At 62.6% G+C, this 23,216-nt stretch carries 23 protein-coding genes; 4 read left to right on the forward strand and 19 right to left on the reverse strand.

All coding sequences use genetic code 11. The annotated features are described in order from the left end of the window. Positions 1-36: 36 nt before the first annotated feature. From C5J22_RS00340 to C5J22_RS00380, 9 genes are all read right to left on the reverse strand, one after another. A complete protein-coding gene (locus C5J22_RS00340) occupies positions 37-1,107 on the reverse strand; it encodes an ABC transporter ATP-binding protein (protein ID WP_105436663.1) in 1,071 nt (356 codons plus the stop codon). Beyond that, positions 1,107-2,855 carry an iron ABC transporter permease gene (locus C5J22_RS00345; RefSeq protein ID WP_105436664.1) on the reverse strand — a complete coding sequence of 583 codons (1,749 nt, stop codon included), beginning with the start codon at positions 2,853-2,855 and terminating at the stop codon, positions 1,107-1,109. Before C5J22_RS00345 ends, C5J22_RS00340 begins: the two co-directional genes overlap by 1 nt. A 97-nt stretch (positions 2,856-2,952) precedes the next feature. Further along, entirely contained in the window at positions 2,953-4,002 is a 1,050-nt protein-coding gene (locus C5J22_RS00350; protein ID WP_105436665.1) for an ABC transporter substrate-binding protein, read from the reverse strand. A 112-nt stretch (positions 4,003-4,114) separates the two neighbouring features. Beyond that, entirely contained in the window at positions 4,115-4,804 is a 690-nt protein-coding gene (locus C5J22_RS00355) for a GntR family transcriptional regulator (protein ID WP_105420453.1), read from the reverse strand. A gap of 4 nt (positions 4,805-4,808) precedes the next feature. Continuing rightward, on the reverse strand, positions 4,809-5,786 hold the full coding sequence (locus tag C5J22_RS00360; RefSeq protein ID WP_105436666.1) for an NAD(P)/FAD-dependent oxidoreductase: 978 nt from the start codon (positions 5,784-5,786) through the stop codon (positions 4,809-4,811). Between the two features lie 2 nt (positions 5,787-5,788). After that, positions 5,789-7,456, reverse strand: a complete 1,668-nt coding sequence (locus C5J22_RS00365) for a hypothetical protein (RefSeq protein WP_105436667.1) — start codon at positions 7,454-7,456, stop codon at positions 5,789-5,791. Between the two features lie 88 nt (positions 7,457-7,544). Continuing rightward, positions 7,545-9,074 carry a malonyl-CoA synthase gene (locus tag C5J22_RS00370; RefSeq protein WP_105436668.1) on the reverse strand — a complete coding sequence of 510 codons (1,530 nt, stop codon included), beginning with the start codon at positions 9,072-9,074 and terminating at the stop codon, positions 7,545-7,547. Next, positions 9,074-10,447 (reverse strand): malonyl-CoA decarboxylase, encoded by a 1,374-nt coding sequence (locus C5J22_RS00375; protein WP_105436669.1) that lies wholly within the window; start codon positions 10,445-10,447, stop codon positions 9,074-9,076. Before C5J22_RS00375 ends, C5J22_RS00370 begins: the two co-directional genes overlap by 1 nt. Positions 10,448-10,529: 82 nt before the next feature. Further along, entirely contained in the window at positions 10,530-11,744 is a 1,215-nt protein-coding gene (locus tag C5J22_RS00380) for a polyhydroxyalkanoate depolymerase (protein WP_105436670.1), read from the reverse strand. A 114-nt stretch (positions 11,745-11,858) separates the two neighbouring features. Between C5J22_RS00380 and C5J22_RS00385 the strand changes: the two genes are divergently transcribed. The 4 genes from C5J22_RS00385 (at position 11,859) to C5J22_RS00400 (ending at position 14,794) form a co-directional block, all read left to right on the forward strand. After that, positions 11,859-12,512, forward strand: coding sequence for a glutathione S-transferase (locus C5J22_RS00385; protein WP_105436671.1), 654 nt, complete (start codon positions 11,859-11,861; stop codon positions 12,510-12,512). 24 nt (positions 12,513-12,536) lie between these two features. Beyond that, positions 12,537-13,376 (forward strand): tryptophan 2,3-dioxygenase, encoded by an 840-nt coding sequence (kynA, locus tag C5J22_RS00390; RefSeq protein WP_105436672.1) that lies wholly within the window; start codon positions 12,537-12,539, stop codon positions 13,374-13,376. 74 nt (positions 13,377-13,450) lie between these two features. Then, positions 13,451-14,287, forward strand: a complete 837-nt coding sequence (locus C5J22_RS00395; protein ID WP_105436673.1) for an AraC family transcriptional regulator — start codon at positions 13,451-13,453, stop codon at positions 14,285-14,287. A gap of 84 nt (positions 14,288-14,371) precedes the next feature. Beyond that, complete coding sequence (locus C5J22_RS00400; protein ID WP_105436674.1) at positions 14,372-14,794, forward strand: VOC family protein; 423 nt, start codon at positions 14,372-14,374, stop codon at positions 14,792-14,794. Between the two features lie 16 nt (positions 14,795-14,810). Here C5J22_RS00400 and C5J22_RS00405 read toward each other — a convergent pair whose 3' ends face one another. From C5J22_RS00405 to C5J22_RS00450, 10 genes are all read right to left on the reverse strand, one after another. Next, the gene (locus tag C5J22_RS00405) at positions 14,811-15,134 is read right to left on the reverse strand and encodes a hypothetical protein (RefSeq protein ID WP_105436675.1); all 324 of its coding nucleotides are present in this window, start codon (positions 15,132-15,134) and stop codon (positions 14,811-14,813) included. A gap of 73 nt (positions 15,135-15,207) precedes the next feature. Continuing rightward, positions 15,208-16,113, reverse strand: coding sequence for a 2-hydroxyacid dehydrogenase (locus C5J22_RS00410; RefSeq protein WP_105437156.1), 906 nt, complete (start codon positions 16,111-16,113; stop codon positions 15,208-15,210). Between the two features lie 68 nt (positions 16,114-16,181). After that, entirely contained in the window at positions 16,182-16,964 is a 783-nt protein-coding gene (locus tag C5J22_RS00415) for an amino acid ABC transporter ATP-binding protein (RefSeq protein WP_105436676.1), read from the reverse strand. 43 nt (positions 16,965-17,007) lie between these two features. After that, positions 17,008-17,808 carry a transporter substrate-binding domain-containing protein gene (locus C5J22_RS00420; RefSeq protein ID WP_105425576.1) on the reverse strand — a complete coding sequence of 267 codons (801 nt, stop codon included), beginning with the start codon at positions 17,806-17,808 and terminating at the stop codon, positions 17,008-17,010. A 52-nt stretch (positions 17,809-17,860) separates the two neighbouring features. After that, positions 17,861-18,517, reverse strand: coding sequence for an amino acid ABC transporter permease (locus C5J22_RS00425; RefSeq protein ID WP_105404968.1), 657 nt, complete (start codon positions 18,515-18,517; stop codon positions 17,861-17,863). Positions 18,518-18,533: 16 nt separating this feature from the next. Continuing rightward, positions 18,534-19,202, reverse strand: coding sequence for an amino acid ABC transporter permease (locus C5J22_RS00430; RefSeq protein ID WP_105436677.1), 669 nt, complete (start codon positions 19,200-19,202; stop codon positions 18,534-18,536). An 89-nt stretch (positions 19,203-19,291) separates the two neighbouring features. After that, complete coding sequence (locus tag C5J22_RS00435; RefSeq protein ID WP_105437157.1) at positions 19,292-20,347, reverse strand: LacI family DNA-binding transcriptional regulator; 1,056 nt, start codon at positions 20,345-20,347, stop codon at positions 19,292-19,294. A gap of 125 nt (positions 20,348-20,472) precedes the next feature. Beyond that, positions 20,473-21,279, reverse strand: coding sequence for a class I SAM-dependent methyltransferase (locus tag C5J22_RS00440; RefSeq protein ID WP_105436678.1), 807 nt, complete (start codon positions 21,277-21,279; stop codon positions 20,473-20,475). Positions 21,280-21,395: 116 nt separating this feature from the next. Beyond that, entirely contained in the window at positions 21,396-22,220 is an 825-nt protein-coding gene (locus tag C5J22_RS00445) for an inositol monophosphatase family protein (RefSeq protein ID WP_105436679.1), read from the reverse strand. Beyond that, positions 22,221-23,210, reverse strand: coding sequence for a LacI family DNA-binding transcriptional regulator (locus C5J22_RS00450; RefSeq protein ID WP_105437158.1), 990 nt, complete (start codon positions 23,208-23,210; stop codon positions 22,221-22,223). It lies immediately after the preceding gene. Positions 23,211-23,216: the final 6 nt, after the last annotated feature.

A 23,216-nucleotide genomic window follows, 5' to 3' on the forward strand; every position in this document is an offset into this window, starting at 1 on the left:
ATGGGTTTCAAGGTGAAATAGCGGGCGAGGCAGGCCTCAATCCACGATCGGGACGATCTGGGCCGGGTCGATCTGCAGCCAGGCTGGAGCGCCGACCTGGAAGACATCGGCCGGCGGCGCCGCGACGCGGAACTGGAGCCCGCTGTCCTTCGGCTGGAAGACGTAGTCCCAGGTCTCGCCGAGGAACGCGGACTGCCGAACCAGGCCCTCGAGGTTGATGGCCTTGTCCTTGGGAGCCTCCGTTGCCGAAAGCTTCATCGCCTGCGGCCGGATCGAGACAGTGACCGGTCCGGAGCCCTTTACTTCCTCACCGATCAGGGCAAGCGGCACGCTGAAGCCGGCAAAGTCGATCATCTGGTTGCCGCAATTGCCCGAGAGGAAATTGGTGCGGCCGATGAAGCTCGCCACGAACCGTGTCTTCGGCCGGCTGTAGAGCGCGTATGGGGTGTCGATCTGTTCGAGACGGCCGTTGTTCATCACCGCGATGCGGTCGGAGGTCACCATCGCCTCGCCCTGGTCGTGGGTGACGTAGACCGAGGTGATCTTGAACTCGTCATGCATGCGCTTGATCTCGAAACGCATTTCTTCGCGCAGGTTTGCGTCGAGATTGGAGAGCGGCTCGTCGAGCAGCAGCACCGCCGGGCGGATGACGACGGCGCGGGCGAGCGCCACGCGCTGCTGCTGGCCGCCCGAGAGTTCGGCCGGATAACGGTCGGCGAGATGGCTCATCCGCACGGTTTCCAGCACGGCGCCGACGCGTTTCCTGACCTCGTCGGAGGGCAATTTCCGCAGGTTGAGGCCGAAGGCGACGTTCTGCGAGACGGTCATGTTCGGCCAGATCGCATAGGACTGGAAGATCATCGACATGCCGCGCTTTTCCGGTGGCACGGAGCCGGAAGGCGCCGAGAGGATCTTGCCGTCGAGCTCGATCGAACCGGAGGTCGGGTCGATGAAGCCGGCGATCATCCGAAGCGTCGTCGTCTTGCCACAGCCGGAAGGACCGAGCAGCGAGACGAATTCGCCGGGCTTGATATGCAGGTCGAAATCGAGAACCGCATCGACCGCACCGAAACGGCGACCGAGTTTCCTGAGGACAAGTCCGTCCATTAGCTTCTCCTCAACATGAAGTCGCGGCCGAGATATTTCATCCCGAGGGCGACGACTGCGACAATGATGATCAACAGCAGAGAGCCCAGCGCCGCGAGCTTTTCGAGCTCGCCCTCCTCGCTGAGATCGAGCAGCACGACGGAAACGACGCGCGTGGTAGGACCGACCAGGAAGATGGCGGTCGAGAGTTCCTGTGCCGCCGGCACGAAGATCAGCAGCCATCCGCCGGCGAGCGTGCGCTTCAGGAGCGGTCCGACCACACGCCGCAGCGCCGTCACCCGCCCGCCGCCGAGAATCCGCACCGCTTCCTCCATTTCCGGATGGATGCTGCGTACGCCGGCCGAGCTGGTGGTGAAGGCGATCGGCAGGAAACGGGTGATGAAGGCGAGCGCCATGATCGTATAGGTGCCGTAGAGCGCGATCGGCGGCAGGGCGTAAGCCGCATAAAAGCCGATGGCGAGCACGATGCCGGGCACGACATAAGGCGAGACCGCCAGGAACGCGAGCAGGCCCGAGAACGGGATCAGCCTGCGCTGGACGATATAGGCGATGAACAGCGCCAGCGTGATCGCCACCGTCGCCGCCACGATGCCGAGGCCGATGCTGCCGACCAGCGCTTTTTGCGAACTCGAATGCTCGAAGAGCACATAGTGGAAATTGGAAAGCGTCAGGTTGCTGAACGAGAAGCCCGTGGTCCAGGAGTCGGAAAAGGCGGCGAGAAGCAGGACGAACAGCGGCATCAGCACCGAAAGCGCAACGACGCAGAAGCAATAGGCAAACAGCACCCAGCGCCACCTGCCGAGCTTGACGATACGGCGCTCGCCGCCCTTGCCGCTCACCGAGACGTAACCCTTGCGGCGCAGGATCAGCTTCTGCAGCCCGAGCATCGCGGCGGTGATCAGCAGCAGCGGGATCGAATAGGCGGCTGCCACCTGGATCCGCAGCGGGAACGAGAAGAACTCGGTGAGCTGGATCACCACGACCGGATATCGCGCCGGGATCGAGATCAAGGCCGGGACGCCGTAGAGCGCGATCGCACCGAGGAAGGACAGAAGCGCTGCGCCGATGATCGCCGGCATGACCAGCGGGAACGTCACCTTCATCGCCGTCTTGAACGGGCCGGCGCCGAGGATGTTGGCGGCATCCTCCATCTCCGAATTGATCATCTCGAAGGCCGAGCTTACCAGCACGAAGACAAGGAAGAAGCCGCCGATCGCGGTGACCAGCACCAGGCCGCCGAAGGAAAAGATGTTGACCAGCGGTTCGGTCGAACCGGAAAGGCTGTGCCAGACGCGGTTGATCCAGCCGGTATTGGGGCCGGCCAGCAGGATCCAGCCGACGCCGGCGAGATAGGGCGGCATGATGAAGGCGCCGAACACGCTGTAGCGCACGAAATTACGGCCCGGCATGTCGGTGCGGGTGCAGGCCCAGGCGAGCGGCACCCCGAAGGCCAGTTTCAGCACCACGACCACGGCGCCCATCTTCAGCGTATTGGTGAGCGCCGTGATGTGCCGTTCCTTGCCATAGGCCTCGACATAGTTCTGAAGCGTCCAGCCGCCGGTCTTGGCGTCGGTGAAGCTGGAGACGACGAGCGTCCACATCGGCGCGACGATCAGCACGACCAGAATGCCGGCCAGGAAAAGCCACAGCAGATTGGCCGGCTGCAGCCGCTGGTGCCAGGGCACACGCACCTTCACCGGCCGGTCTTGCGACCAGGTGGAGGCCGCGGGATGGGAAACACTCGTCATGATCGGCGCTCGCTTTGTCACTGGAGGCGTCGGAAACAGGTCACGCCAGCGGGCGTGATGGGCGGAGGCCAGCAGATGCCGGCCTCCCGGTTACGGTTCAGATCCCGAACGTGTCGCGGAATTTCTCCTGGACCTCGGGTAGCTTCTTGATGCCGTCGGCCGTCGCGATCGACTTCGTCTTGTAGCTGCTGAGCGGCCGCATGCCCTCCGCCAGCGGCACGCCGGCCCGAAGCGGGTAACGGTAATCCTTGGCGAAATATTCGGCGATTTCCGGCCCGAGCAGGAAGTTCTCGAACAGTCTCGCGGCATTCGGATGCGGCGCATCCTTCAAGATGGCGGTCGCCGAAGGCGGCAGGAGCGCGCCGTCGGTCGGATAGACGACGCCGATCGGCACCTTCTTGAGCATCGAGTCCGACAGGATCAGCGGCAGCGGCGCCAGCGCCACCTTGCGTTCACCCGAGGCGACGAGGTTATGACCATCGGCCACGGAGCGGCCGATCTGGGGCTTGTTCTTCTCGATATTCTTGAAGAAGTCCCAGCCGTAGAGATCGTTCATCAGCACCGTCCAGAGCCCGACGCTGCCGGAGAAGCTCGGATGGCCGATAGCGACCTGACCCTTCCACTTCGGATCGGCAAGATCCGTCCAGTTCTTCGGCGCTTCCGCCTCGGTCACCAGCTTGGTGTTGTAGGCGATGACCAGAGGCGAGACGCCCGAGGTGATCCAGTAATTTTCCTTGTCGGCGAGCGACCGAAGCTCCGGCACCATGTCCTTGAGGTTTTCCGGGGCGAACTGGGCAAGCGCGCCCTGTTCCTTCAACTGCGCCATCTGGCCATCGTCATTGGTCGACATCAGGTCGCCCTGGACGGCCTTGGCCTGCAGCTCCTGTACGAGGCGCTGGAAAATGACCTGGCCGGAGGCGCGCACGACGTTACATTCGACGCCGGCATATTTCTTCTTGAACAGGCTGCACATGCCGTCGGCGAACTCGGTGGTCGTCTGGGAGACGTACCAGGTGACCGAACCTTCCTTCTTGGCGGCATCGTAGAGCTGCTTTTCGCCGGCCGTCATTTCAGCCGCACCGGCAAGACCGGCCGCCAGCAAGAACGCCGGAACCAGGCCGGCCACATAGGTAATGGCATGCTTCATCGTCTCTCCTCCCTTTGATCCGGCCCATCGCCGGCGATAAGCTCGACCCTCCCGAGCTTAAAAATTCACATTTTCCTTCCGCCGCAATCGATCCCGGAGGCGATGTTCCTCATCATTCGCCGGGGATCAGCTGGCGTTCCACCGGGCGCATCAGCGCCAGGAAGTCGCTGAAATATTCGCCCTGGATGACGACGTGGTTACGCATCGCATCACGGGCGCGGGCGTCGTCTCGGTCGCGGATCGCTGCAAGCACCTCCTCGTGCTCGGACAGCGAACTGTTGACGCGCCCGGGCACCCGCAGCTGCAGGCGCCGATAGGGCTTCAGCCGTCGCTGCAACGCGTGGGCGTTCTCGGCGAGGAACCCGTTGCCGCTCGCCTCGTAGATCAGCCGGTGGAATTCCGCATTGGCATAATAATAGTCGTCGGAATTGCCGGCCTGCTGGGCCGCGGCGCACGCGGCTTGCGCCCCTTCGAGCAGTTTCAGCTGTTCCGGGCGGATGCGGCGGGCGGCAAGCCGGGCGCACATCGCCTCCAGTTCACCCATCACCTCGAACATTTCGACAAGCTCGGTGATCGTCAGCTGGGTGACGAAAGCGCCGCGATTGGGCACCATCTTGACGAGGCCCATGGTGCTGAGCTGGATCAGCGCCTCGCGCACCGGCGTACGCGACACCTGATGGCGGGTCGCAAGCCCTGCCTCGTCGAGCCGGTCGCCGGGGGAATAAAAGCCGGTGACGATATCCTGCTCGATCGCGTCGCGAACACTCGGTTTGCCCTGCTTGCCTTTGAGCTGCACGTTCATGGGCCTATCCTCCCGATGCGGCCGCCGCAAAACGCGGCTCCGCCTGTTGGGTATCGTCGTCCCGTTCCGCGAGATAACGCACGGCGGAAATCGCGGCCGTCACACCGTCGCCGGCGGAGGCTGCCAGATGCGCAACCGAGCGCGTGCGGATGTCGCCGGCCGCGAAAATGCCCGGAACCGACGTCTGCATGTCGAGATCGACGACAATTCGGCCATCCGCCGCGAGCGTGATCAATTGGCCGAGGAATGCGCTATTGGGTTCGAGCCCGACATAAACGAAGACGCCGTGACAGGGGAGATCGCTCTCTGAGCCGGTCGACAGATCGCGGACAGTTATGGCGCTGACGCCGCCTTCGCCACTGATGGCGGTGACGATCGTGTTGGGCCTTACTTCGATATTGGAGGCTTCCCGCGCTTTCGCCAGCAGAGCGGCGGAGGCAGTGAGACGTGAACCGTGATGGATAACGGTGATGCGCGCGGCATGCGGAACGAGCGCCAAGGCCTCATCCAGCGCCGAATCTCCGCCGCCGATGATGCACACGTCTTTGCCGCGCATCAGCGGCCCGTCGCAGGAAGCGCAGTGGGACACTCCTCGGCCTTCGAATTCCGCTTCGCCCGGAATGCCGAGCGTGCGCTTGGCCGAGCCGGCGGCAATGATCACTGCGCCTGCCGTCAGATCGAGATCGGCGCCGGCGATGCGGAAGCCGGTATCCGTCTTCGAAATTGTCTCGATCGTATCAAGCGCGAATTCGACGCCGGCCTCGTCCGCCTGCATCTGCAGCATCGGGCCGAGTTCGAAACCGGACATGCCCTCGGCAGGCCCCGGAAAATTGTCGATGCGGTCGACATTGATCACCTGGCCGCCGGCGCCGAGCATGTCGACGATCATCGTGCGCGCGCCATGCCGGGCCGCGGCGATGGCGGCATTGAGCCCCGCCACGCCGGCGCCGATCACCACGATGTCATAGTCGTTGGCACTCATCGTCAGCGCCAATCGTCGACGGAAACGGTGGTGCGGTAATGCGCGCCGTAAATCTGCCAGTAGCCGTTGGACTCGCCGCCGACGACCACGACATTGATGTCCTGCGGGCGGAAGATATGGACGAGTTCGTCCTTGCCGGCCTTCAGCTTGCCCGCCATCGGCTCCTCGCCGAAGGTGGCGCGCGGGTAGATGTAGTTTTGGACGAGCTGCAGGTCCCAGTAACGGCCGGCCGGCATCTGCGCCGTCTCGTAGATGAAGTCGAGCAGGTCCTGCTTGTTCACGAAGCCGCCGCGATCGATGAACTGCCGGGCGCAGATCGGGTCGAGCACCAGGGTCGGCGCGGTGATCGCATCGGTGCCGAGCAGCATGTCGCGCACGTGCTCGCGCCAATATTCCTTGCGCAGGCCGAGGCTGAACGTCGTGGAACGGCAGCCGTGGAAGAGGCTGACGGTGCTCGCCTTGGCGTCGAACCCCTTCTGCACATGCAGCGGCTCCCACGGGCTGCGCTCCTCGTTTTCCGCAAAGGTGAGGTTGTTGTAGGTATAGTTGTTGCCGAGCGACCCCATGAAGGTTTCGCCGACGACCGAGCCGCCCTGCAGGTTCTGCGACAGGAGCCCGAAGGCGCGACCGATCGTGGCATTGGCATGGCTATAGGGGCCGAGCGCGCCGACGCCGCAGTTCATGCCGATCTCGTTGCGAACAGGTCCGTTGACGACGGCCATCGCCGCCGCCGAAGAAGAGGTCGATCCGCGCGCGGAGACTTGTGCTGCCGCCAGCGCCAGGATGACCGGAAAATATTCGGGCAACGCGCCGGCCATGACGGCGTTCACGGCGACCTTCTCGACCGTATATTCCCACAGGCCGCGATTGGTGGTCGGCTGCATATGGCCGACGACCTCGTCCGGCTTTCGACCTGTGCCGGCCAGCATGTCGGCGACGCGGGCGTCGGTCGGCAGGATGATCGGCAGCTTGTCGGTCCAGTTGTTACGCAGGAAGGCGACGTGGAGATTATCTTCCGTGTCTGGTTCAATCAGGCGCGGCGTGCTGCGCTCGAACTGCGTATCCTCGGCACCCGCCGAAAGGCCGACGGTCAGGGCCTCGATGATTTCCTTCATCACCGGCTTGCCGCTGATCGGATCGATGCCTTCCACATAGGCGCGCAGCTCTTCCGGTGTCTTTCCCATCACCGGCTGCGGCACGAAGACCAGCGGCTGCTGCGAAAGCCCGCCCATTTTGGCGACGGAGCGGACCACCTTGTCGAATTTTTCGGTATGGATCGCCGCGGTCGGCACGCCGTATTTGGTTTCGAGCGTGATCGCGTGGGTGGTGACGGCCGGTGCGCAGGTGCTGCAATGGCCGACGCCGATAATCGCGGCATGGCCGCTCGCCTTGATCTCTTCCCAGAGCTGCGGGTCATCCTTGGAATAGGTGTTCGCCATCTGGCGGATCCGTACGTCCACGGACGGCATGTTGCGCGCAAACCAGGCCTCGACCTCCTTCAGGAGTTCGACGGAATCGTCAAAGCGGCTGTCGACGAGATAGACGACCTTGCCGTCGAGGCTGGCGGGTCGGGCGGCCGGCTGCTTGCGGCTGACCTTCGGCGGATAACCCATCGGGTTGTGGACGGTGACGAGCGGCTGAACGCTCTGCGGCTTTCCCTGTTGCAACATCCCATTTCCTCCCGAAATGATCCGTGCTCGTATGCAATTCATAGTCCACGCGTATACATCAGCCGTCAAGTCCTAAAATTTCTATCGCCTATTTTGCAGCCACCGCAGGCTCGAAAACTCCGGAAAACCGATCGCGCAGTATATTCTTCTGGACCTTGCCCATCGTGTTGCGCGGCAGTTCGGCCATGAACGCCACTTTTTTCGGGCGTTTATAGCCGGCCAGACGGCCGTCGAGCGCCTTGATGACCTCCTGTTCGGTCAATTGGGCACCTGATTTCAGGACGATTGCGGCGATGATGCCCTCGCCGAAATCCGCATGCTTGACGCCGAAGACGGCACTTTCGGTAACGCCCGGCATGGCGTCGATCTCCATCTCCACCTCTTTCGGGTATACATTGTAGCCGCCGGTGATGATGAGGTCCTTGCCGCGCCCGACGATATGCAGATAACCGTCGGTATCGACCTTGCCGAGATCGCCGGTGATGAAGAAGCCGTCCTTGCGGAATTCCGCGGCGGTTTTTTCCGGCATGCGCCAGTAACCCGAAAACACGTTCGGGCCGCGCACCTCGATCATGCCGATCTCTTCTGTGCCGAGGGAGGCGCCTGTTTCGGGCTCAGTGATCCGCACCTCGACGCCCGGCAACGGAAAGCCGACCGTGCCGGCGACGCGCCGGCCGTCATAGGGGTTCGAGGTGTTCATGTTGGTCTCGGTCATGCCGTAGCGCTCGAGGATGGCGTGACCGGTGCGCGCCTGCCATTCCGCGTGGGTTTCGGCGAGAAGCGGCGCTGATCCGGAGACGAACAGGCGCATATGGGCGGTGCTGTCCCTGTCGAGCCCTGGATGTTGCAGCAGGCGGGTATAGAAGGTCGGCACGCCCATCAGCACGGTCGCCTTCGGCATGATCTCCATGATCTTGTTCGGGTCGAATTTCGCGTGGAAAATCATCGAGGCGCGCGAGGCGAGCACGACATTTGTGGCGACGAAAAGCCCGTGCGTGTGGAAGATCGGCAGCGCGTGGATCAGCACATCCTTGTCGGTGAAACGCCAGCTGTCCACCAGCGACGTCGCGTTCGACAGGAGATTGTCGTGGCTGAGCATGGCGCCCTTGGAACGCCCCGTCGTGCCGGAGGTATAGAGGATCGCGGCGATATCCGCTCCTCCCCGCGCCGAGGTTTCGGCAATCGGCGTGGCAATGGCGGCGGCGTCTGTCAAAGTCCCCTGCCCCGCGGGATCGAGCGTCAGGATCTTCGCGCCGGCCGCCTTGGCGATCGGCTGCAGCGCCTCGATTTTCGAAGGATCGCAGATGAAGATCGCAGGCTCGGCGTCGGTGAGGAAATATTCGATTTCCGCCGGTGTGTAGGCGATGTTGAGCGGCAGGTAGATGCCGCCTGCGCGGACCGTCGCCAGATAGAGCGCCAGTGCCGCGACCGACTTTTCCGCCTGGACGGCAACCCGGTCGCCCGGCTGCAGGCCGGCTGCAAGAAGAGCTCCGGCAAGCCGCGCGCATTGATCGGCAAAGGCGCGGTAGCTTATGGCGCCGACCGTTTCGTCCGTCAGGAGCAGCCGATCCTCCCGGTCGAGCCCGCCGAGCAGCGCGTCATAGAGATTACCAGCCATTAAAACACCTCCTGGGAAACCGGTTGGGCCAGTTTGCGCAGCGCCGGCGTGGCTGCGATATGGCCGTTTTCGGCATAAGCCTCATGGTTCTTCTCGATTTCGCCGAGCCGGTAGCGATAGTTGACCATCAGGCCGTAGGACTGGCGCATGCCCTTCGGCGATCGGTCGCCGAGAAAATTGAGCCGCTCGGCCTGCGCGCCGTTGCCGAGATGGAACCGCGCCACCGGATCGACCGGCCGGCCATTGCCGCGCCGGACGTTCAACAGGTAGTGCGCCCCGAGCGGCAGCATGGCGCGCTGGATCTGGTCGAGTTCGTGCTCGCCGGCAGATGCCCAATCACCTTCAAGTCTGGCGATAAGCCGCTGCTTTTCTCGGGTGATTTCTTCGCTGTCGGTTACGCGGCTTTCGCCGCGCAGCCAGGCACTGAAGCCCGGGATGGGCGATAGCGTCACGAAATTTTCGAGCCGCGGAAGGTCGCGTTTCAGATCGTTCACCACCTGCTTGATGAGGAAGTTGCCGAGCGAAATGCCGGCAAGGCCGCGCTGGCAGTTGGAAATCGAATAGAAGACGGCCGTCGTCGCCTGCTGCACTTCCAGAGGCTGGCGGTCGCGGGCGAGAAGCGCATCGACCGAAGCCGGCAGATGGTCGGTCAGCGCCACCTCGACGAAGATCAGCGGCTCGTCTTCCAATTGCGGGTGGAAGAAGCCGAAGCAACGGCGGTCGGCCGGCGCCAGTCGCCGGCGCAGATCGTCCCAGCCGTCGATATCGTGCACGGCTTCATAGCGGATCAGCGCCTCGAGAATATTGGCGGGCGTGGTCCAGTCGATCGATCGCAACATCAGGAAGCCCCGGTTGAACCATGAGGAGAAGAGATGGCAGAAGTCGAGGTCGACCGGCTGCAGCGCCGGCTCCTTGGACAACATGTCCATCAGATGCTCGCGCATCTCGACCAGCGTCGCCGTGCCGCGCTTGGCGAAATTGATGCGGCGGAAAAGCTCCTGCCGGCGCGGTTCGGCCGCCTCGTGCAGCCTGGCAATATTCTCTGCGCTCGGCTCGGTGTTATAGGCTGCGGCCGCCGCATCGAGGGCCGTGCGGTCGGGGCCGAAACGATCCAGAAGCGCGTGCATGAACACGTCGCGGTCCGCGGCACTTGCCTGGCGGTAGGCTTCGAGGAAGGCTTCGGCCAGAATGGCGCCGGAGACTTCGCCGCGGCGTGACAGGATCATCTCGGCAAGGCCGGTGAGATCGCGGTTCTGCACGGGCGGCGATGACAGGCCGAACAAGGCCCGGCCGCGGCCGGACAAGGACTGGATCAGCTCGCCGATAAACGGTGGAGCGTCCCACCAGCCAAAAACTGGATCCCTGCTGCTCATCTCTTTTCTCCTACCCGTTTATTGCATACAGCAGATAGAGGATCGTATGCAAGCCGAGGCATGAGACTTGGCGCCTTCGGCGTCATTCCATTGCGAGGATCAGGTTGCGCACGACAGGGTAGATTTCCTTCTCCCATCGGCGTCCGCTGAAGACACCATAGTGCCCGACATTGGCCTGCAGATGGTGGCGGCGCAGATGCGGCCGCAGCGAGCGACAGAGGTCGTGCGCGGCCGAAGTCTGGCCGAGCCCGCAAATATCGTCGCGTCCGCCCTCGACGGTCAGAAGCGCCGTGGCGTGGATATGGCTCGGATCCACCTTGCGGCCATGATGGGTGTAGGTGCCGCTCGCCAGCTCCGCCCTCTGGAACACCCGGTCGATCGTCTCGATGTAGAATTCCTCGGTCATGTCGAGCACGGCGAAATATTCATCGTAGAAATGCTTGATCTTGTTCGCCTCAGCCGTCTCGCCCTTGGCGAGATGCCGGTAGAGCTTACGATGCGCCTCGACATGGCGCTCCATGTTCATGCTCATGAAGGCGACGAGCTGCAGGAAACCGGGATAGACGCGCCGCCCGCTACCGGGAAAGCCCATCGGAACGCCGGTGATCAACTCGCTCTTGAACCACGACAGCGGCTTCGAGACCGCAAGTTCGTTGACCTTGGTCGGGCTCTCGCGGGTATCGACCGGTCCGGCCATCAGCGTCATGGTGCGCGGGGTCGCCGGGTTTTTCGCCTCCGACATCACCGCGACGGCGACCAGCGCCTGGACGCAGGGCTGGCAGACGGCGAGGATATGCCCGCGCGGTCCGATCTCCTCGAGGAAACGGATGATGTAATCGACATAAACGTCCATGCCGAAACGGCCGGCGGCCGTGGAAACGTCTCGCGCATTTGCCCAGTCGGTGACATAGACGTCATGGTCCTTCAGCAGCGTCTGGACGGTGCCGCGCAGCAGCGTCGCGAAATGGCCGGAGAGCGGCGCGACCACCAGCACCCGCGGGCGGGGCGTATCGACGTCGGCGACGAAATGCAGCAGGCGGCCGAAGGGCAGGTCGAGCGCCGTTTCCACAGCGATCGGCACGTCGCGATTGCCGATCGTGACCGAGTTGATCTCGAACTCCGGCCGCTCATGGGTGATCTTGAAGCGCGACATCAGTTCGAGTGCCGCAGCGGCATGCCGGCCCATTTCGGTGCCGGCGCCGAAGAACAGGGTGGAGGACATCAGCTGCAGGCGTCGGGCTAGGTCTCGCATCGGGGCGAGGAGGTCATCATGAAATTGATAGGCCTGATAGAGCATGAACGGACCCCCGCGCCGCTAAAATGCGGCAGTGCAAAAATGCTAGTGCAATATGTCTCGCGATGCGAGAAGATTGTCATCGGACGCACGGTTGTCCGGCAGGAGTTTTGAGCGATGGCACAAGCGACACTGACGATTTCGTCAAAAAACTATTCCTCCTGGTCGCTCCGCGGATGGCTCCTCTGCCGCATGGCAGGCCTCGATTTCGAGGAAGTGCTGGTCGAGATGAACGACGATGCGCGCCAGGAACTACTGCTCCTGTCGCCCTCCGTGCTGGTGCCGCGACTGACCCATGACGAGGTCATCGTCTGGGATACGCTGGCGATCGCCGAATACCTGAACGAAATCACCCCTGACGCCGGTCTCTGGCCGGCCGACATCGCCGATCGCGCCCGCTGTCGTGCGGTCTCGGGTGAAATGCATTCGGGCTTCCACAATCTCCGCTCCGCCCTGCCGATGAACCTCAAGGCGCGGCATGAGCGGTTCAAGATCTTTTCGGGCGCCCGGCCGGATGTCGAGCGGGTCAAGACGATCTGGACCGAGTGCCTGGAGGCAAGCGGCGGCCCGTGGCTGTTCGGTAAGAAACCAACGGTGGCGGATGCCATGTATGCGCCGGTCTGTAGCCGTTTCCGTACCTACGCGGTCGAGCTCTCGCCGAAGCTTGCCGCCTATGCGGAAATGGTCCTTGCCTGGCCGCTGATGCTCGAATGGACCGAAGGCGCACTTGCGGAACCGGACGAAATCGTCGAGTTGGAAGTGGAATTCTAGGCCGCGAAAGACATATCGGACATCATGAGCGCAAAACCTTACGACCCCGGCGAAGACGGCGCGGAAATGTCTTTTCGCGAGAAGATGTCCTATTCCGACTACCTGCATCTCGAAAAGGTGCTCGACGCGCAGGCGCCGATTTCGGCGGCGCATGACGAACTGCTGTTCATCATCCAGCACCAGACGTCCGAACTGTGGATGAAGCTTGCGATCCACGAGATCACCTCGGCGATCGAGGCCATCCGCAATGACGATCCGCAGCCGGCCTTCAAGATGCTCACCCGCGTCGCCCGCATTTTCGAGCAGCTCAACAATGCCTGGGACGTGCTGCGCACCATGACGCCCAGCGAATATACGGAATTCCGGGCCTCGCTCGGCCAGTCTTCCGGCTTCCAGTCCTATCAATACCGGGCGATCGAGTTCCTCGCCGGCAACCGCAACGTCGCGATGCTCGGGCCACATGCGCATCGGCCTGATATTACCGAGATGCTGGAAGGCATCCTTGCCCGTCCGAGCCTTTACGACGAGGCGCTGATGCTGCTTTCCCGGCGCGGCTTCGATATCGGCGAGGACGCGGCCAGAATCGACTGGCGCACAAAACGCACCGAGAACGAACAGGTGCTGGAGGCCTGGAAACAGGTCTATAGCGCACCCGGCACCTATTGGGAGCTTTACGAACTCGCCGAAAAGCTGGTCGACTTCGAGGACTATTTCCGCCGCTGGCGATTCAATCACGTCACCACTGTGGAACGGGTGATAGGCTTCAAGCGTGGCACGGGCGGCACGTCGGGAACGTCGTATCTGAAGAAGATGCTGGACGTCGAACTGTTTCCCGAACTCTGGCGGGTGCGCACCGTCCTATAAGCCGCGTGAAGCTGGAAGCTGCCGGTTGGTGATCTTCTCGAGCCGGGTTATGCTGGCTCGAACGCGAGGAGCCGATGCGCGCGAAGGGACGAAACGGATTTCGGATGTTTCGATGCGGCATGGCCGGCGTGCAGGCGGTCGTGGCCCGCTCCGACCACCATTTTGCCCGTCACACCCACGACCAGTACGGCATCGGCGTGATCGAGAGCGGCGCCCAGAAGTCCGCAAGCGGACGCGGTCCGGTGGAAGCCGGAGCGGGCGACGTCATCACCGTCAACCCCGGCGAGGTGCATGACGGCGCGCCGATCGGCGACGAGGGCCGTTTCTGGGAGATGCTCTATTTCGATCTGCACGTGATAGCCGGAGCCGTCGCCGATATCCGCCAGGGCAGGCCCGGCGATTTCGAATTTGCCGATCCGGTGCTGCGGCAACCCCCGCATGCCGCGACGATGCGGCAGCTGTTCACGGCGATGACCGCCGAGCAAGCTGGCGCCGAACTCCGCCGCCAGGAATTGCTGCTGACGCTGTTGGCCGAGGTGATGCGGGAGGTGCCGGAGCCGAAACCGGTTCCGCGAGGGATCCGGGCAGCGCGCGAGCGGATTGATGACGATCCGGCCAGAGCGGTCAGCCTTGCCGATCTGGCGGACCTCGCCGGCGTCAGCCAATTCCAGCTCCTGCGCGCTTTCGACAAGGTGATCGGGTTCACTCCGCATGCCTACCTGATCCAGCGGCGCATCCAGCTGGCGCGAAAACTGATCGCCGGCGGGGCGGGACTTGCGGAGGCGGCGCTGGCCAGCGGCTTTGCCGACCAGAGCCACATGACCCGCATCTTCACCCGCAGTTTCGGGCTTTCCCCGCACCTTTATGCGGTTTCCATGCGTCCGCCGCGGGCGTCCAGCGGGCCTTGCTGAGGAAGACGGACGACGCTTGCCCTCTGTTGCGGGAATGTTAGGCTTGTCTTCGGATATCCATCTGACACCGGGAGGGAGCAGACCATGTCCGCATGTTTCAGATATATCGTCAACGATGTAAAGGCAGCGATCGATTTCTACACCGCACACCTCGGCTTCAAGCTCGAGATGCACCCTGCCCCGCCTTTTGCGGAAATTTCACGCGGCGACATGCATCTCTATCTGTCTCAGCCGAACCCGCGGGGTGGCGGCGGTGCGCCAATGCCGTCTGGAGAGCAGCAGGCACCCGGCGGCTGGAACCGCATTCATCTCACCGTCGACGACCTGGATGGGATGGTTGAGCGGCTGAAACTGGCCGGCTGCGGCTTCCGCAACGAGATCATCCAGGGGACGGGCGGCAAGCAGATTTTACTGGAAGATCCGTCCGGCAACCTGATCGAACTGTTCGAACCGAACACGCCCGCTTATCGCGCGCCTGGCTCAGGCACGAAGACCGCCGGGGGGTGACCGGCGGCCGATGAAATCAGGACAGCGCCAGATCGAAGACGTGGTGATGGATGTGGCCGTCGAACATCTCAAGCAAGCCCTTGGTCATGTCCCGGCTCTCGTAGCGCACCGGCGATTCCAAGGCCGCGGCCAGCGCCTCGCGGCTTTCGTACATGGTCGACAGCACCATCGGGTAGGACGGTGCACCTTCGTCGCGCTCGACATTGTAGAGCACGCGCACTTCCTTAATGCCCGGAAAAGCCAGCCACATCGGCATAAGCTTCTCGGCCACATAGGTCTTGAACGCCTCTTCCCGACCGGCATGGATCATGCCTTCGAAAAAGGCCTGACGGATGATCATCTCTTTTCTCCGGCTCACTTTTGCGCAGCGCAATTCCGGACGGAAAACCGCTTCACGCTTTTCCTGGAATTGCTCAATTGACGGTGGTCGGCGGCTTTTCGCCGGCGAAGCGCGCGGCGATATTGGCAAGCACCAGCTCCCCCATGGCGACGCGGGTCTCGACCGTGGCGCTGCCCTGGTGCGGCATCAGCACCGTGTTCGGCGCGGTGAAAAAGTCTTCGCGGATACGCGGTTCGTCGAGATAGACGTCGAGACCGGCGGCTCCGATCGTGCCGTCGTTGAGGGCGGCGAGCAGCGCGTTCTCGTCGACAACGCTGCCGCGGGCGATATTGATCAGGATACCTTTCGGTCCCAGCGCCTTCAGAACCTCGGCATTGACGATGTCCTTCGTCTGCGCATTCGCCGCGACGATGACGCACAGCACGTCGCTGTCTTCTGCCAAGGCCACCGGCGAGGCACAGGCCTTCCAAGTCGTGTCCTTGACCGGCGAGCGGTTCCAGAAGCGCACGTCCATGCCGAAGGCTTCGGCGCGGCGGCCGAAGGCCTTGCCGATCTGGCCGAGGCCGAGGATGCCGACACGCTTGCCCTTGGGGCTGTTGCCGAGAGGAAATCCTTGGGCACCCCACTTGCCGGCCCGCACGAATGCGTCGCCCTTGGCGATATGGCGCAGCACGCCGAGCATCAGCGCGATGCCCATGTCTGCGACGTCATCGGTCAAGACGCCGGGCGTGGTGGTGACGTCGATATTGCGGCTGCGGGTGAATTTGAGATCGACCTTGTCGGTGCCGACGCCGTTGATGGCAATGACGCCGAGCGACGGCAGCTTCTCGATCCATTCGTTGGAAAGGCCGGTGCCACCGCCGGTCGCGACGGCGCGGATGTTCGGCAACGCTGCTTCTAGCGTTTCCTTCTGCGCGGGGTCGTATAGCCGATGCACGGTATAGGCGGCGTCGAGCTGGTCCTCGATGAACTGCATCATCGGTTCCACAAGCAGGATATCTGGTTTCACGTCCGGAACTCCTTAAATTTCAATAGTTGACAGCGGCCTCAGGAGATCTGTCCGAGGAAGATCTTCAGGCGCTCGTTCTTGGGATTGCCGAAGAATTCTCCCGGCGCGGCGGTTTCGAGGATTTCGCCGCGGTCCATGAAGATCACCCGGTCGGCGACCTGGCGGGCGAAGCCCATTTCATGGGTGACGCAGAGCATGGTCATCCCCTCTTTCGCAAGGTCGATCATGGTGTCGAGGACTTCCTTGACCATTTCCGGATCGAGCGCCGAGGTCGGCTCGTCGAACAGCATGATCTTCGGGTTCATGCAGAGCGCGCGGGCGATCGCGACGCGCTGCTGCTGGCCGCCGGAAAGCTGGGCGGGATATTTTTCCGCCTGTTCGGGAATGCGCACCCGCTCCAGGTACTTGCGGGCGATCTTTTCGGCTTCGACTTTCGAAATGCCGCGCACCTTCATCGGCGCAAGCGTGCAGTTTTCCAGGACGGTCATATGCGGGAAAAGGTTGAACTGCTGGAAGACCATGCCGGTCTCCTGGCGGACGATATCGACATTCTTAGCCCCGGCGGTCAGGTCATGGCCATCGACGACGATTCTGCCCTTCTGGATCGTCTCCAGCTGGTTGATGCAGCGGATCAGCGTCGACTTGCCGGAGCCGGAAGGCCCGCAGATGACGATCCGCTCCCCCCGGTTGACCGACAGTTCGACGTCCTTCAGTGCGTGAAAACCGCCATACCACTTGTTGACGCCTTCCATCCTGACGGCGAGTTCGGAAGCTCCTCGCGTGGCCGCGGCCGATGCGTTTGCGTTCACCTCAGTCGTCATGAGGAACTCCTTTTCGATCTCAGTTCTGGGCGTGGTTCTGGTCTTACTTGGCGTTGGCGACGAAGTCCGGCAGCGGAGCGCCGAGCCACTTTTCATGGATCTTGCCGAGCTCGCCATTGGCCTTGACCTTGGCGATGAAGGCGTTGACAGCCGTCAACAGCTCGGTCGAGCCCTTGCGGACGGCAATGCCCTGAACCTGCTGGCTGAGCTGCAGCTTCTGGGTGAAACGGCCGGGAGCTGCCTTTTCGATCTGGGCGGCAACAACGTTCGAGACGCCGATCAGCTGAACCTGGCCGGACAGCAGGGCCTGCACGGCGCTGGCATCGTCATCGAAACGCTGGATCTTGGCATCCTTCGGAGCGATCTTGGTGACGCCGGTATCCTGCGTCGAGGCGCGGGCAACACCGATCGTCTTGCCCGACAGGTCTTCCGGCTTGGAGACCTCGGTCGCCTTGGCGCCGAACACGCCGATCGAAATACCGGCATAGGGCTGCGAGAAGTCGACGCTCTTGGCGCGCTCTTCGGTAATGCCGAGCGAGGCGACAAGCAGGTCAACCTGGTTGCTCTGAAGATAGGGAATGCGGTTCGGGCCGGTAACCGGAACGATCTGCACCTTCACGCCGAATTCCTTGGCGAGCAGCTTTGCCACGTCGGCGTCATAACCGTCCGGCTCGTTCGAGGTGTTCATGATGCCGAAGGGCGGGAAGTCGACCAGCATGCCGATCTTGACGGTGCCTGCGGACTTGATGCTTTCGACGGTCTGTGCCGATGCGGTGGAGGCGCCTGCGCCCATCATCAGGCCTGCGCCGATGACGGCCATAACCATGCGTCTAGAAATATTCATGTTCCTACCCTTTTCTGTTGTGCCGGCTTTCCTCCCTCCGGCTCGGGTCCCGTCAACGTGCCGTTGCGCGGGAAAATCTGAGTTCCATGCGTCGTGCCAGCACCGAAAGCGGCCAGCAGAGGACGAAATAGACCGCGGCCACCGTGCCGAACACCATGAACGGGCTGAATGTCGCATTGTTGATGATCTGGCCCTGGCGGGTGAGCTCGGTAAAACCGATGATTGCCGCAAGCGAGGTGCCCTTGATGAGCTGCACCAGGAAGCCGACCGTCGGCGCCACCGCGATCTTTAAGGCCTGCGGCAGGACGATGTAGCGCATCCGGTTGTAGTAGCGCAGGCCGAGCGCGGTCGCGGCTTCCCGCTGGCCGGGCGGCACCGCTTCGATGCAGCCGCGCCAGATTTCGCCGAGGAAGGCGCTCGCATGCAGGGTGAGCGCGACGGTTGCCGCAAGCCAGGGATTGATGGCAAAGCCGAGGATGTTCATGCCAAAGAACACCAGGAAGAGCTGCATCAAGAGCGGCGTTCCCTGGAAGACGCGGATGAAGCCGGTGGCGATCAGCCGCGGCAGCTTCGCATCCGAGACACGCAGCAGCGCGATCAGCAGGCCGCCGATACCCCCGCCAGCGAAGGCGATCGCCGACAGTGCGATTGTCCATTGCGCGGCCAGCACGATGATCCAGAATTCGTTGATGCCGAAAGGTCTGATCAATGGCATGGCCAGGCTCCTATCGGCTCAACGGATATTTGAAGGCAGCCTTCTCGATCATCGAGAAGATCGTAGAAAAACCGACCGACATGACGAGATACATGATCGTGATGACGATATAGACTTCGAAGCTCGCGAAGGTCTGCGACTGCAGATTGTTGCCGGCGGCGGCAAGGTCGTCGGCCGATATCGCCGAAACGACGCTCGAGGTCAGCATCAGGTAGATGAACTGGCTGGTCAGCGACGGATAGACGGTGCGCAGCGCCGGCTTCAGGATGATGTAGCGGAAGACCTGCAGCTTCGAGAGGCCGAGCGCCGTGCCGGCTTCGATCTGCCCCTTCTGGATCGACTCGATGCCGGCGCGGATGATTTCCGTGCCGTAGGCGCCGAAATTGACGACTAGTGCCACGAGCGCCGCGCTGTTCGGGGTCAGAAAAATCCCGAGCGACGGCAGGCCGAAGAAGATGAAGAAGATCTGCACCAGGAACGGCGTGTTGCGGATGATCTCGATATAGGCGTCGATGACCCAGCGCAGCGGCGCGATACCGGAGGTCTTGCCCGCGGCACAGGCGATTGAGACGATCAAGCCGATGATCATCGCTGCCACCGAAAGCTGGATCGTCAGCCAGGCGCCGAGCAGAAGCTGGTCGAAACCCGCAAATACGGGCTCGAAATTGAAAGCGTACAACTTGGGACCTCCCCAATGATGTCGAAAGAGCGCCACTCCTCTGCGGCGCCTTTCCATTTAGATCGATCTAAAAGCTTTTCATCCGGACGTCAACCGGAAGCTGGCGGATTGTTGTCAGGCGAAATGGCGATCGGCCCGCAGGACTGGCGGATATGTAAAACCGTTTCATTCACGACCCTCCGAGCCGGGCGGATGGGATCGGGCAGCCGGTCGAGGAGAAGCCTGGCGGCATTCGCACCGATGGTCACGGGTGCGGTGGAAACGGAGGTGAGCCTCGGCCGCATCGCCTCCGCGTCCGTCACGTCGTCGAAACCGATCAGCGAAAAATTCTCGCCGACCTTCAGGCCCCGGTCGTAGAGGCCGGCGGAAAGGCCGAGTGCGATCACGTCGTTGAAGCAGATCACCGCCGTCGGCTGTTCGTGCTCGTCGAACAAGAGATGCGCCGCGTCGGCGATTTCGCCGATCTGGTTCGGTACACGTACGATCATGCTCGGATCGAGCCCGCGCGACTGCATGGCGTCGCAAAACCCTTCGACACGCTCGCGATAGGCGGAATGGATCGGCCCCTGGACGGCAAACGCGATCGTCCGGTGGCCGAGCGAGGCCAGATAATCAACCGCCTGGCGCATCCCGGCCGCATAGTCGGCCCCGGCATAATCGACTTCTTCGGAGATTTGGCGGAGCACCTGCACCAGCGGCAGGTCCCATTCGGCAAGCTGGTGAAGAAATGCAGGCTCGGTGCCAGCCGCCGGGCAGACGATGACGCCATCGACGCCGTGCTCGCGCATGCGCCGCATCACCATGTCCTGCCGTTCGACCAGATCGCCGCTATTGGCGAGGATCACCACCATGCCGGCCGAATCGATCCCTGCCTCGATGCCGGACAGCAGTTCGGCGAAGAACGGGTTCGTCAGATTGGGCACGATGACGCCGACCGTGTGGCTGCGTTCGGCCCTCAGCCGCGCGGCCCCCATGTTGTAGACATAGCCGAGCTCGCGCATCGCCTCCTCGACCCGCGCCCGCGTCTCGGTGCCGACCAGCGGGCTCTTGCGGATGACGAGCGAGGCGGTGGCGCGGGACACATTGGCGCGCCGCGCTACGTCGAGAAGCGTCACACGACTTTTCTTTTTGTCTTCGAATGGCATGAACATCACTTAGCAGAGGTGAAATCCGAATACCAGTGAACGGCATAGACAGGAAAAACAATAGGTTAGGCAATGGCTCCGACGCGTTCATTTTGCGTTGCCGCCCAAGTTGCCCCGGAGGCCCCTTACTGCTTTCTGCCGCGGATTGCCCATGCCCTCGCTTTAAGCGGGATGGACCCGTCCTCTGCCGTCGGCAGACTTTCCTGGAGCTTTTCCCGCAGCTTTTCCCGTTCGTCCGTCTTCAGGTTGGTGCAGTAACCGGGCGCTGGGCCAGCACCAAGCGTGAATGGATGCCAGAAGTCGTCGAAATTTTGGAAGCGTGTGGGGGCTTCGATCTTCGTCGTCTCCACGTGGGAAAGCCCGGCTCGGTGAGCGAGATCGGTCAGTCCCTCAAGAGTGCAGAAGGGGAAGCGGCGATCTTCGGTAAGGTCGCGTGCGTCAGGGTCCAGTTCTGTCGCCGCCGTCCAGAAAGCCCGCATGAATTCCACTCCACCGCCTGGATAATCCCAGACGTAGAAGGCTATGGTGGCTTTGCTGCGCGCGGTCCTCTGCATTTCCAGAAGCGCCTTTTCGCGGTCGGGTATGAAGTTTAGAGCCAGGCCTGAGACGATCATGTCCCTGGTGCCCGATGGAATTGGCAGGGCCTCGCCTTTGCCGACTTGAAATTCCACGCGCGGATCGGCGATGGTCGAGCGAGCCTTCTCCAGAAACCCTTCAGACGGATCGATGGCGATGAGGGATTTCGGATTGGTATCCGAAAGGATGCGGGCGCTCAACGCGCCTGTCCCACAGCCGACCTCCAGCCAATCAAGATCATCGTCGGGTTCAAGCCACTCGATGAAGCGCGGCGCGATCTGCCTGCTCCAACGTCCCATGTAGATTTCGTAACTGTCGCCCGCCTGCCATGCGTCGTGACGTGAAGCGCCTGCCATCGTGTCCCCCCAGGGATCGTGGATATCCGCTTATTCATATCATTCTGAGGTGAAAGTTGCACCCCGGCATAGGCTGCTTCTATGTCGCCGTCGATGCGTCTGGCTATCTGCCCGCCCTACTGCGCGGCAGCGAGCAGGCCTTCCATTTCCATCAGGAAGGCGAACTCGCCGGCAAGCCCCGGGGAACAGGCAACCACCGGTCCACCCCGCGAAAGCAGCTCATCGAGCGGCGGCACGGCGATCGTCGCACCGGCTTCCGAGGCGATCAGCACGCCCGCCAGCATGTCCCAGGAGGAAAGGTGCCGTTCGTAATAGAGGTCGGACACGCCTTCGGCGACGCGGATGAGGCCGATGGCGGCCGCGCCCATGCGGCGATAGTCGATACCCCGCTCGTAAAGCTTGCGGGAGACGGTGATGTAGTCCTCGAAATCGGTGCGGCGCGAATGGCCGAGAATGGCGATCGCATGGTTGGGATCGCTGGTCTTGGCCGCCGTGATCGGCTTTCCTTCCTTGAAGGCGCCATCACCCCGTATCGCATGGAAAACCCGGTCCTGTGCGGCGTCATAGATCACGCCCAGCAGGATTTCGCCGCCGCAGACGAAGGCGATCGAGACGCCCCAGTGCCGAAAACCGCGGATGAAATTGGTGGTGCCGTCGATTGGATCGACTACCCAAGTGCCGCGTTCTCCAGAGTCTCCCCCACCCTCTTCGCCCATGAAGGAATCGTCGGGAAATTCGCCGAGCAGGGATGCGCGGATTGCTTCCTCCGCCCGTTTGTCGGCGACGGTGACGAAATCCTGCAGGCCCTTGTTCTCGACGCCGAGGGTTTCGGGAAGAGCTTCGGCGCGGAAGGCGGCAGCCTCCATGCCGACCCGGCGGGCGACCGCGATTGCGGTCCTTTCGCGCGATTGCAGGGAGGAGAGATCGAATGCAGATGCCATTTATGCACTTCTTCTTTTGATCAGCGTCACCGGCGTGAATTCCACCCGAGCCACGGCGTCCGGTTCGGACATGCGGCTGGTCAGGAGATCGATCACCTGTTCGGCCTGTACGTCGCAGGGCTGTACGAAGGTGGTGAGATCATAGGCCGACCAGCTTGCCTGAGGGATGTCGTCATGGCCGATGACCTTGACCGAACCGTAACTCCGGCCGGCCTTGGCGAGCCCGTCGAGCACGCCACAGGCCATGTAGTCGTTGACCGAAAACACCCCGTCGATGCCCATGTCGATCAGCGATTGCGCCGCCTCGTGCCCATGGGCATAGTCGTTGATGGCGACCGGGATCAGCGGCGCATCGAGCTCGAGCATCTGGCAGCGGCTCTGAAAAGCCTCGGCGCGGCGGCGCGAGGAATAGGAAACAGTCGTGCCGGCGATGACGGCAAGCTTTTTGGCGCCTGATTCGACGAGATGATCGACGGCCGTGTAACCCGACATCCGGTCGTCGGAGACGACCCGGTCGACGAACGGGAAGTCCTCGCCCTTGTTGACCAGCACGATCGGCACGCCCTCGACCGCGCATTCCTCGAAAATATGCGAGGGCGGCGCATCCGAGGTGATGATGACGCCGGAAACGGCGTAATGCAGCAATTGGCCGATGACGGTCGCGCTGTCGGCCTCCTTGGAGGTCGGCAGCAGGATCGGCCGATAATTGCGGGCGATCAGCGCGCGGGCCAGATGTTCGAGCTGCTGGGTGCGGAACGGATTGTCGAGGCCGGCCGCCACCAGGCCGACGAAATCGGACCGCTTGTTGGTAAGGCTGCGGGCGAGATAGTTGACCCGGTAGCCGAGTTCCTTGGCAGCCTGATAGACCTTCTGCCGGGTTTTTTCCGAAACGCTGGCATCCGGGGTGAAGGCACGCGACACGGCGGCGCGGGAGACGCCGGCCGCCCGGGCGACGTCGAAGGAGGTGACGCGGCGTGGCTCGCGGGACATGCCGTT

It is taken from the genome of Neorhizobium sp. T25_13, from assembly GCF_002968675.1.
In the GTDB taxonomy this organism is placed as follows: Bacteria; Pseudomonadota; Alphaproteobacteria; order Rhizobiales; family Rhizobiaceae; genus Neorhizobium; species Neorhizobium tomejilense.

Bases quoted from the DNA above. Each gene is read 5' to 3' on its own strand.
- C5J22_RS00340 (WP_105436663.1), bottom strand. From the start codon at position 1,107: ATGGACGGACTTGTCCTCAGGAAACTCGGTCGCCGTTTCGGTGCGGTC.
- C5J22_RS00345 (WP_105436664.1), bottom strand. From the start codon at position 2,855: ATGACGAGTGTTTCCCATCCCGCGGCCTCCACCTGGTCGCAAGACCGG.
- C5J22_RS00350 (WP_105436665.1), bottom strand. From the start codon at position 4,002: ATGAAGCATGCCATTACCTATGTGGCCGGCCTGGTTCCGGCGTTCTTG.
- C5J22_RS00355 (WP_105420453.1), bottom strand. From the start codon at position 4,804: ATGAACGTGCAGCTCAAAGGCAAGCAGGGCAAACCGAGTGTTCGCGAC.
- C5J22_RS00360 (WP_105436666.1), bottom strand. From the start codon at position 5,786: ATGAGTGCCAACGACTATGACATCGTGGTGATCGGCGCCGGCGTGGCG.
- C5J22_RS00365 (WP_105436667.1), bottom strand. From the start codon at position 7,456: ATGTTGCAACAGGGAAAGCCGCAGAGCGTTCAGCCGCTCGTCACCGTC.
- C5J22_RS00370 (WP_105436668.1), bottom strand. From the start codon at position 9,074: ATGGCTGGTAATCTCTATGACGCGCTGCTCGGCGGGCTCGACCGGGAG.
- C5J22_RS00375 (WP_105436669.1), bottom strand. From the start codon at position 10,447: ATGAGCAGCAGGGATCCAGTTTTTGGCTGGTGGGACGCTCCACCGTTT.
- C5J22_RS00380 (WP_105436670.1), bottom strand. From the start codon at position 11,744: ATGCTCTATCAGGCCTATCAATTTCATGATGACCTCCTCGCCCCGATG.
- C5J22_RS00385 (WP_105436671.1), top strand. From the start codon at position 11,859: ATGGCACAAGCGACACTGACGATTTCGTCAAAAAACTATTCCTCCTGG.
- kynA (WP_105436672.1), top strand. From the start codon at position 12,537: ATGAGCGCAAAACCTTACGACCCCGGCGAAGACGGCGCGGAAATGTCT.
- C5J22_RS00395 (WP_105436673.1), top strand. From the start codon at position 13,451: ATGCGCGCGAAGGGACGAAACGGATTTCGGATGTTTCGATGCGGCATG.
- C5J22_RS00400 (WP_105436674.1), top strand. From the start codon at position 14,372: ATGTCCGCATGTTTCAGATATATCGTCAACGATGTAAAGGCAGCGATC.
- C5J22_RS00405 (WP_105436675.1), bottom strand. From the start codon at position 15,134: ATGATCATCCGTCAGGCCTTTTTCGAAGGCATGATCCATGCCGGTCGG.
- C5J22_RS00410 (WP_105437156.1), bottom strand. From the start codon at position 16,113: ATGATGCAGTTCATCGAGGACCAGCTCGACGCCGCCTATACCGTGCAT.
- C5J22_RS00415 (WP_105436676.1), bottom strand. From the start codon at position 16,964: ATGACGACTGAGGTGAACGCAAACGCATCGGCCGCGGCCACGCGAGGA.
- C5J22_RS00420 (WP_105425576.1), bottom strand. From the start codon at position 17,808: ATGAATATTTCTAGACGCATGGTTATGGCCGTCATCGGCGCAGGCCTG.
- C5J22_RS00435 (WP_105437157.1), bottom strand. From the start codon at position 20,347: ATGCCATTCGAAGACAAAAAGAAAAGTCGTGTGACGCTTCTCGACGTA.
- C5J22_RS00440 (WP_105436678.1), bottom strand. From the start codon at position 21,279: ATGGCAGGCGCTTCACGTCACGACGCATGGCAGGCGGGCGACAGTTAC.
- C5J22_RS00445 (WP_105436679.1), bottom strand. From the start codon at position 22,220: ATGGCATCTGCATTCGATCTCTCCTCCCTGCAATCGCGCGAAAGGACC.
- C5J22_RS00450 (WP_105437158.1), bottom strand. From the start codon at position 23,210: ATGTCCCGCGAGCCACGCCGCGTCACCTCCTTCGACGTCGCCCGGGCG.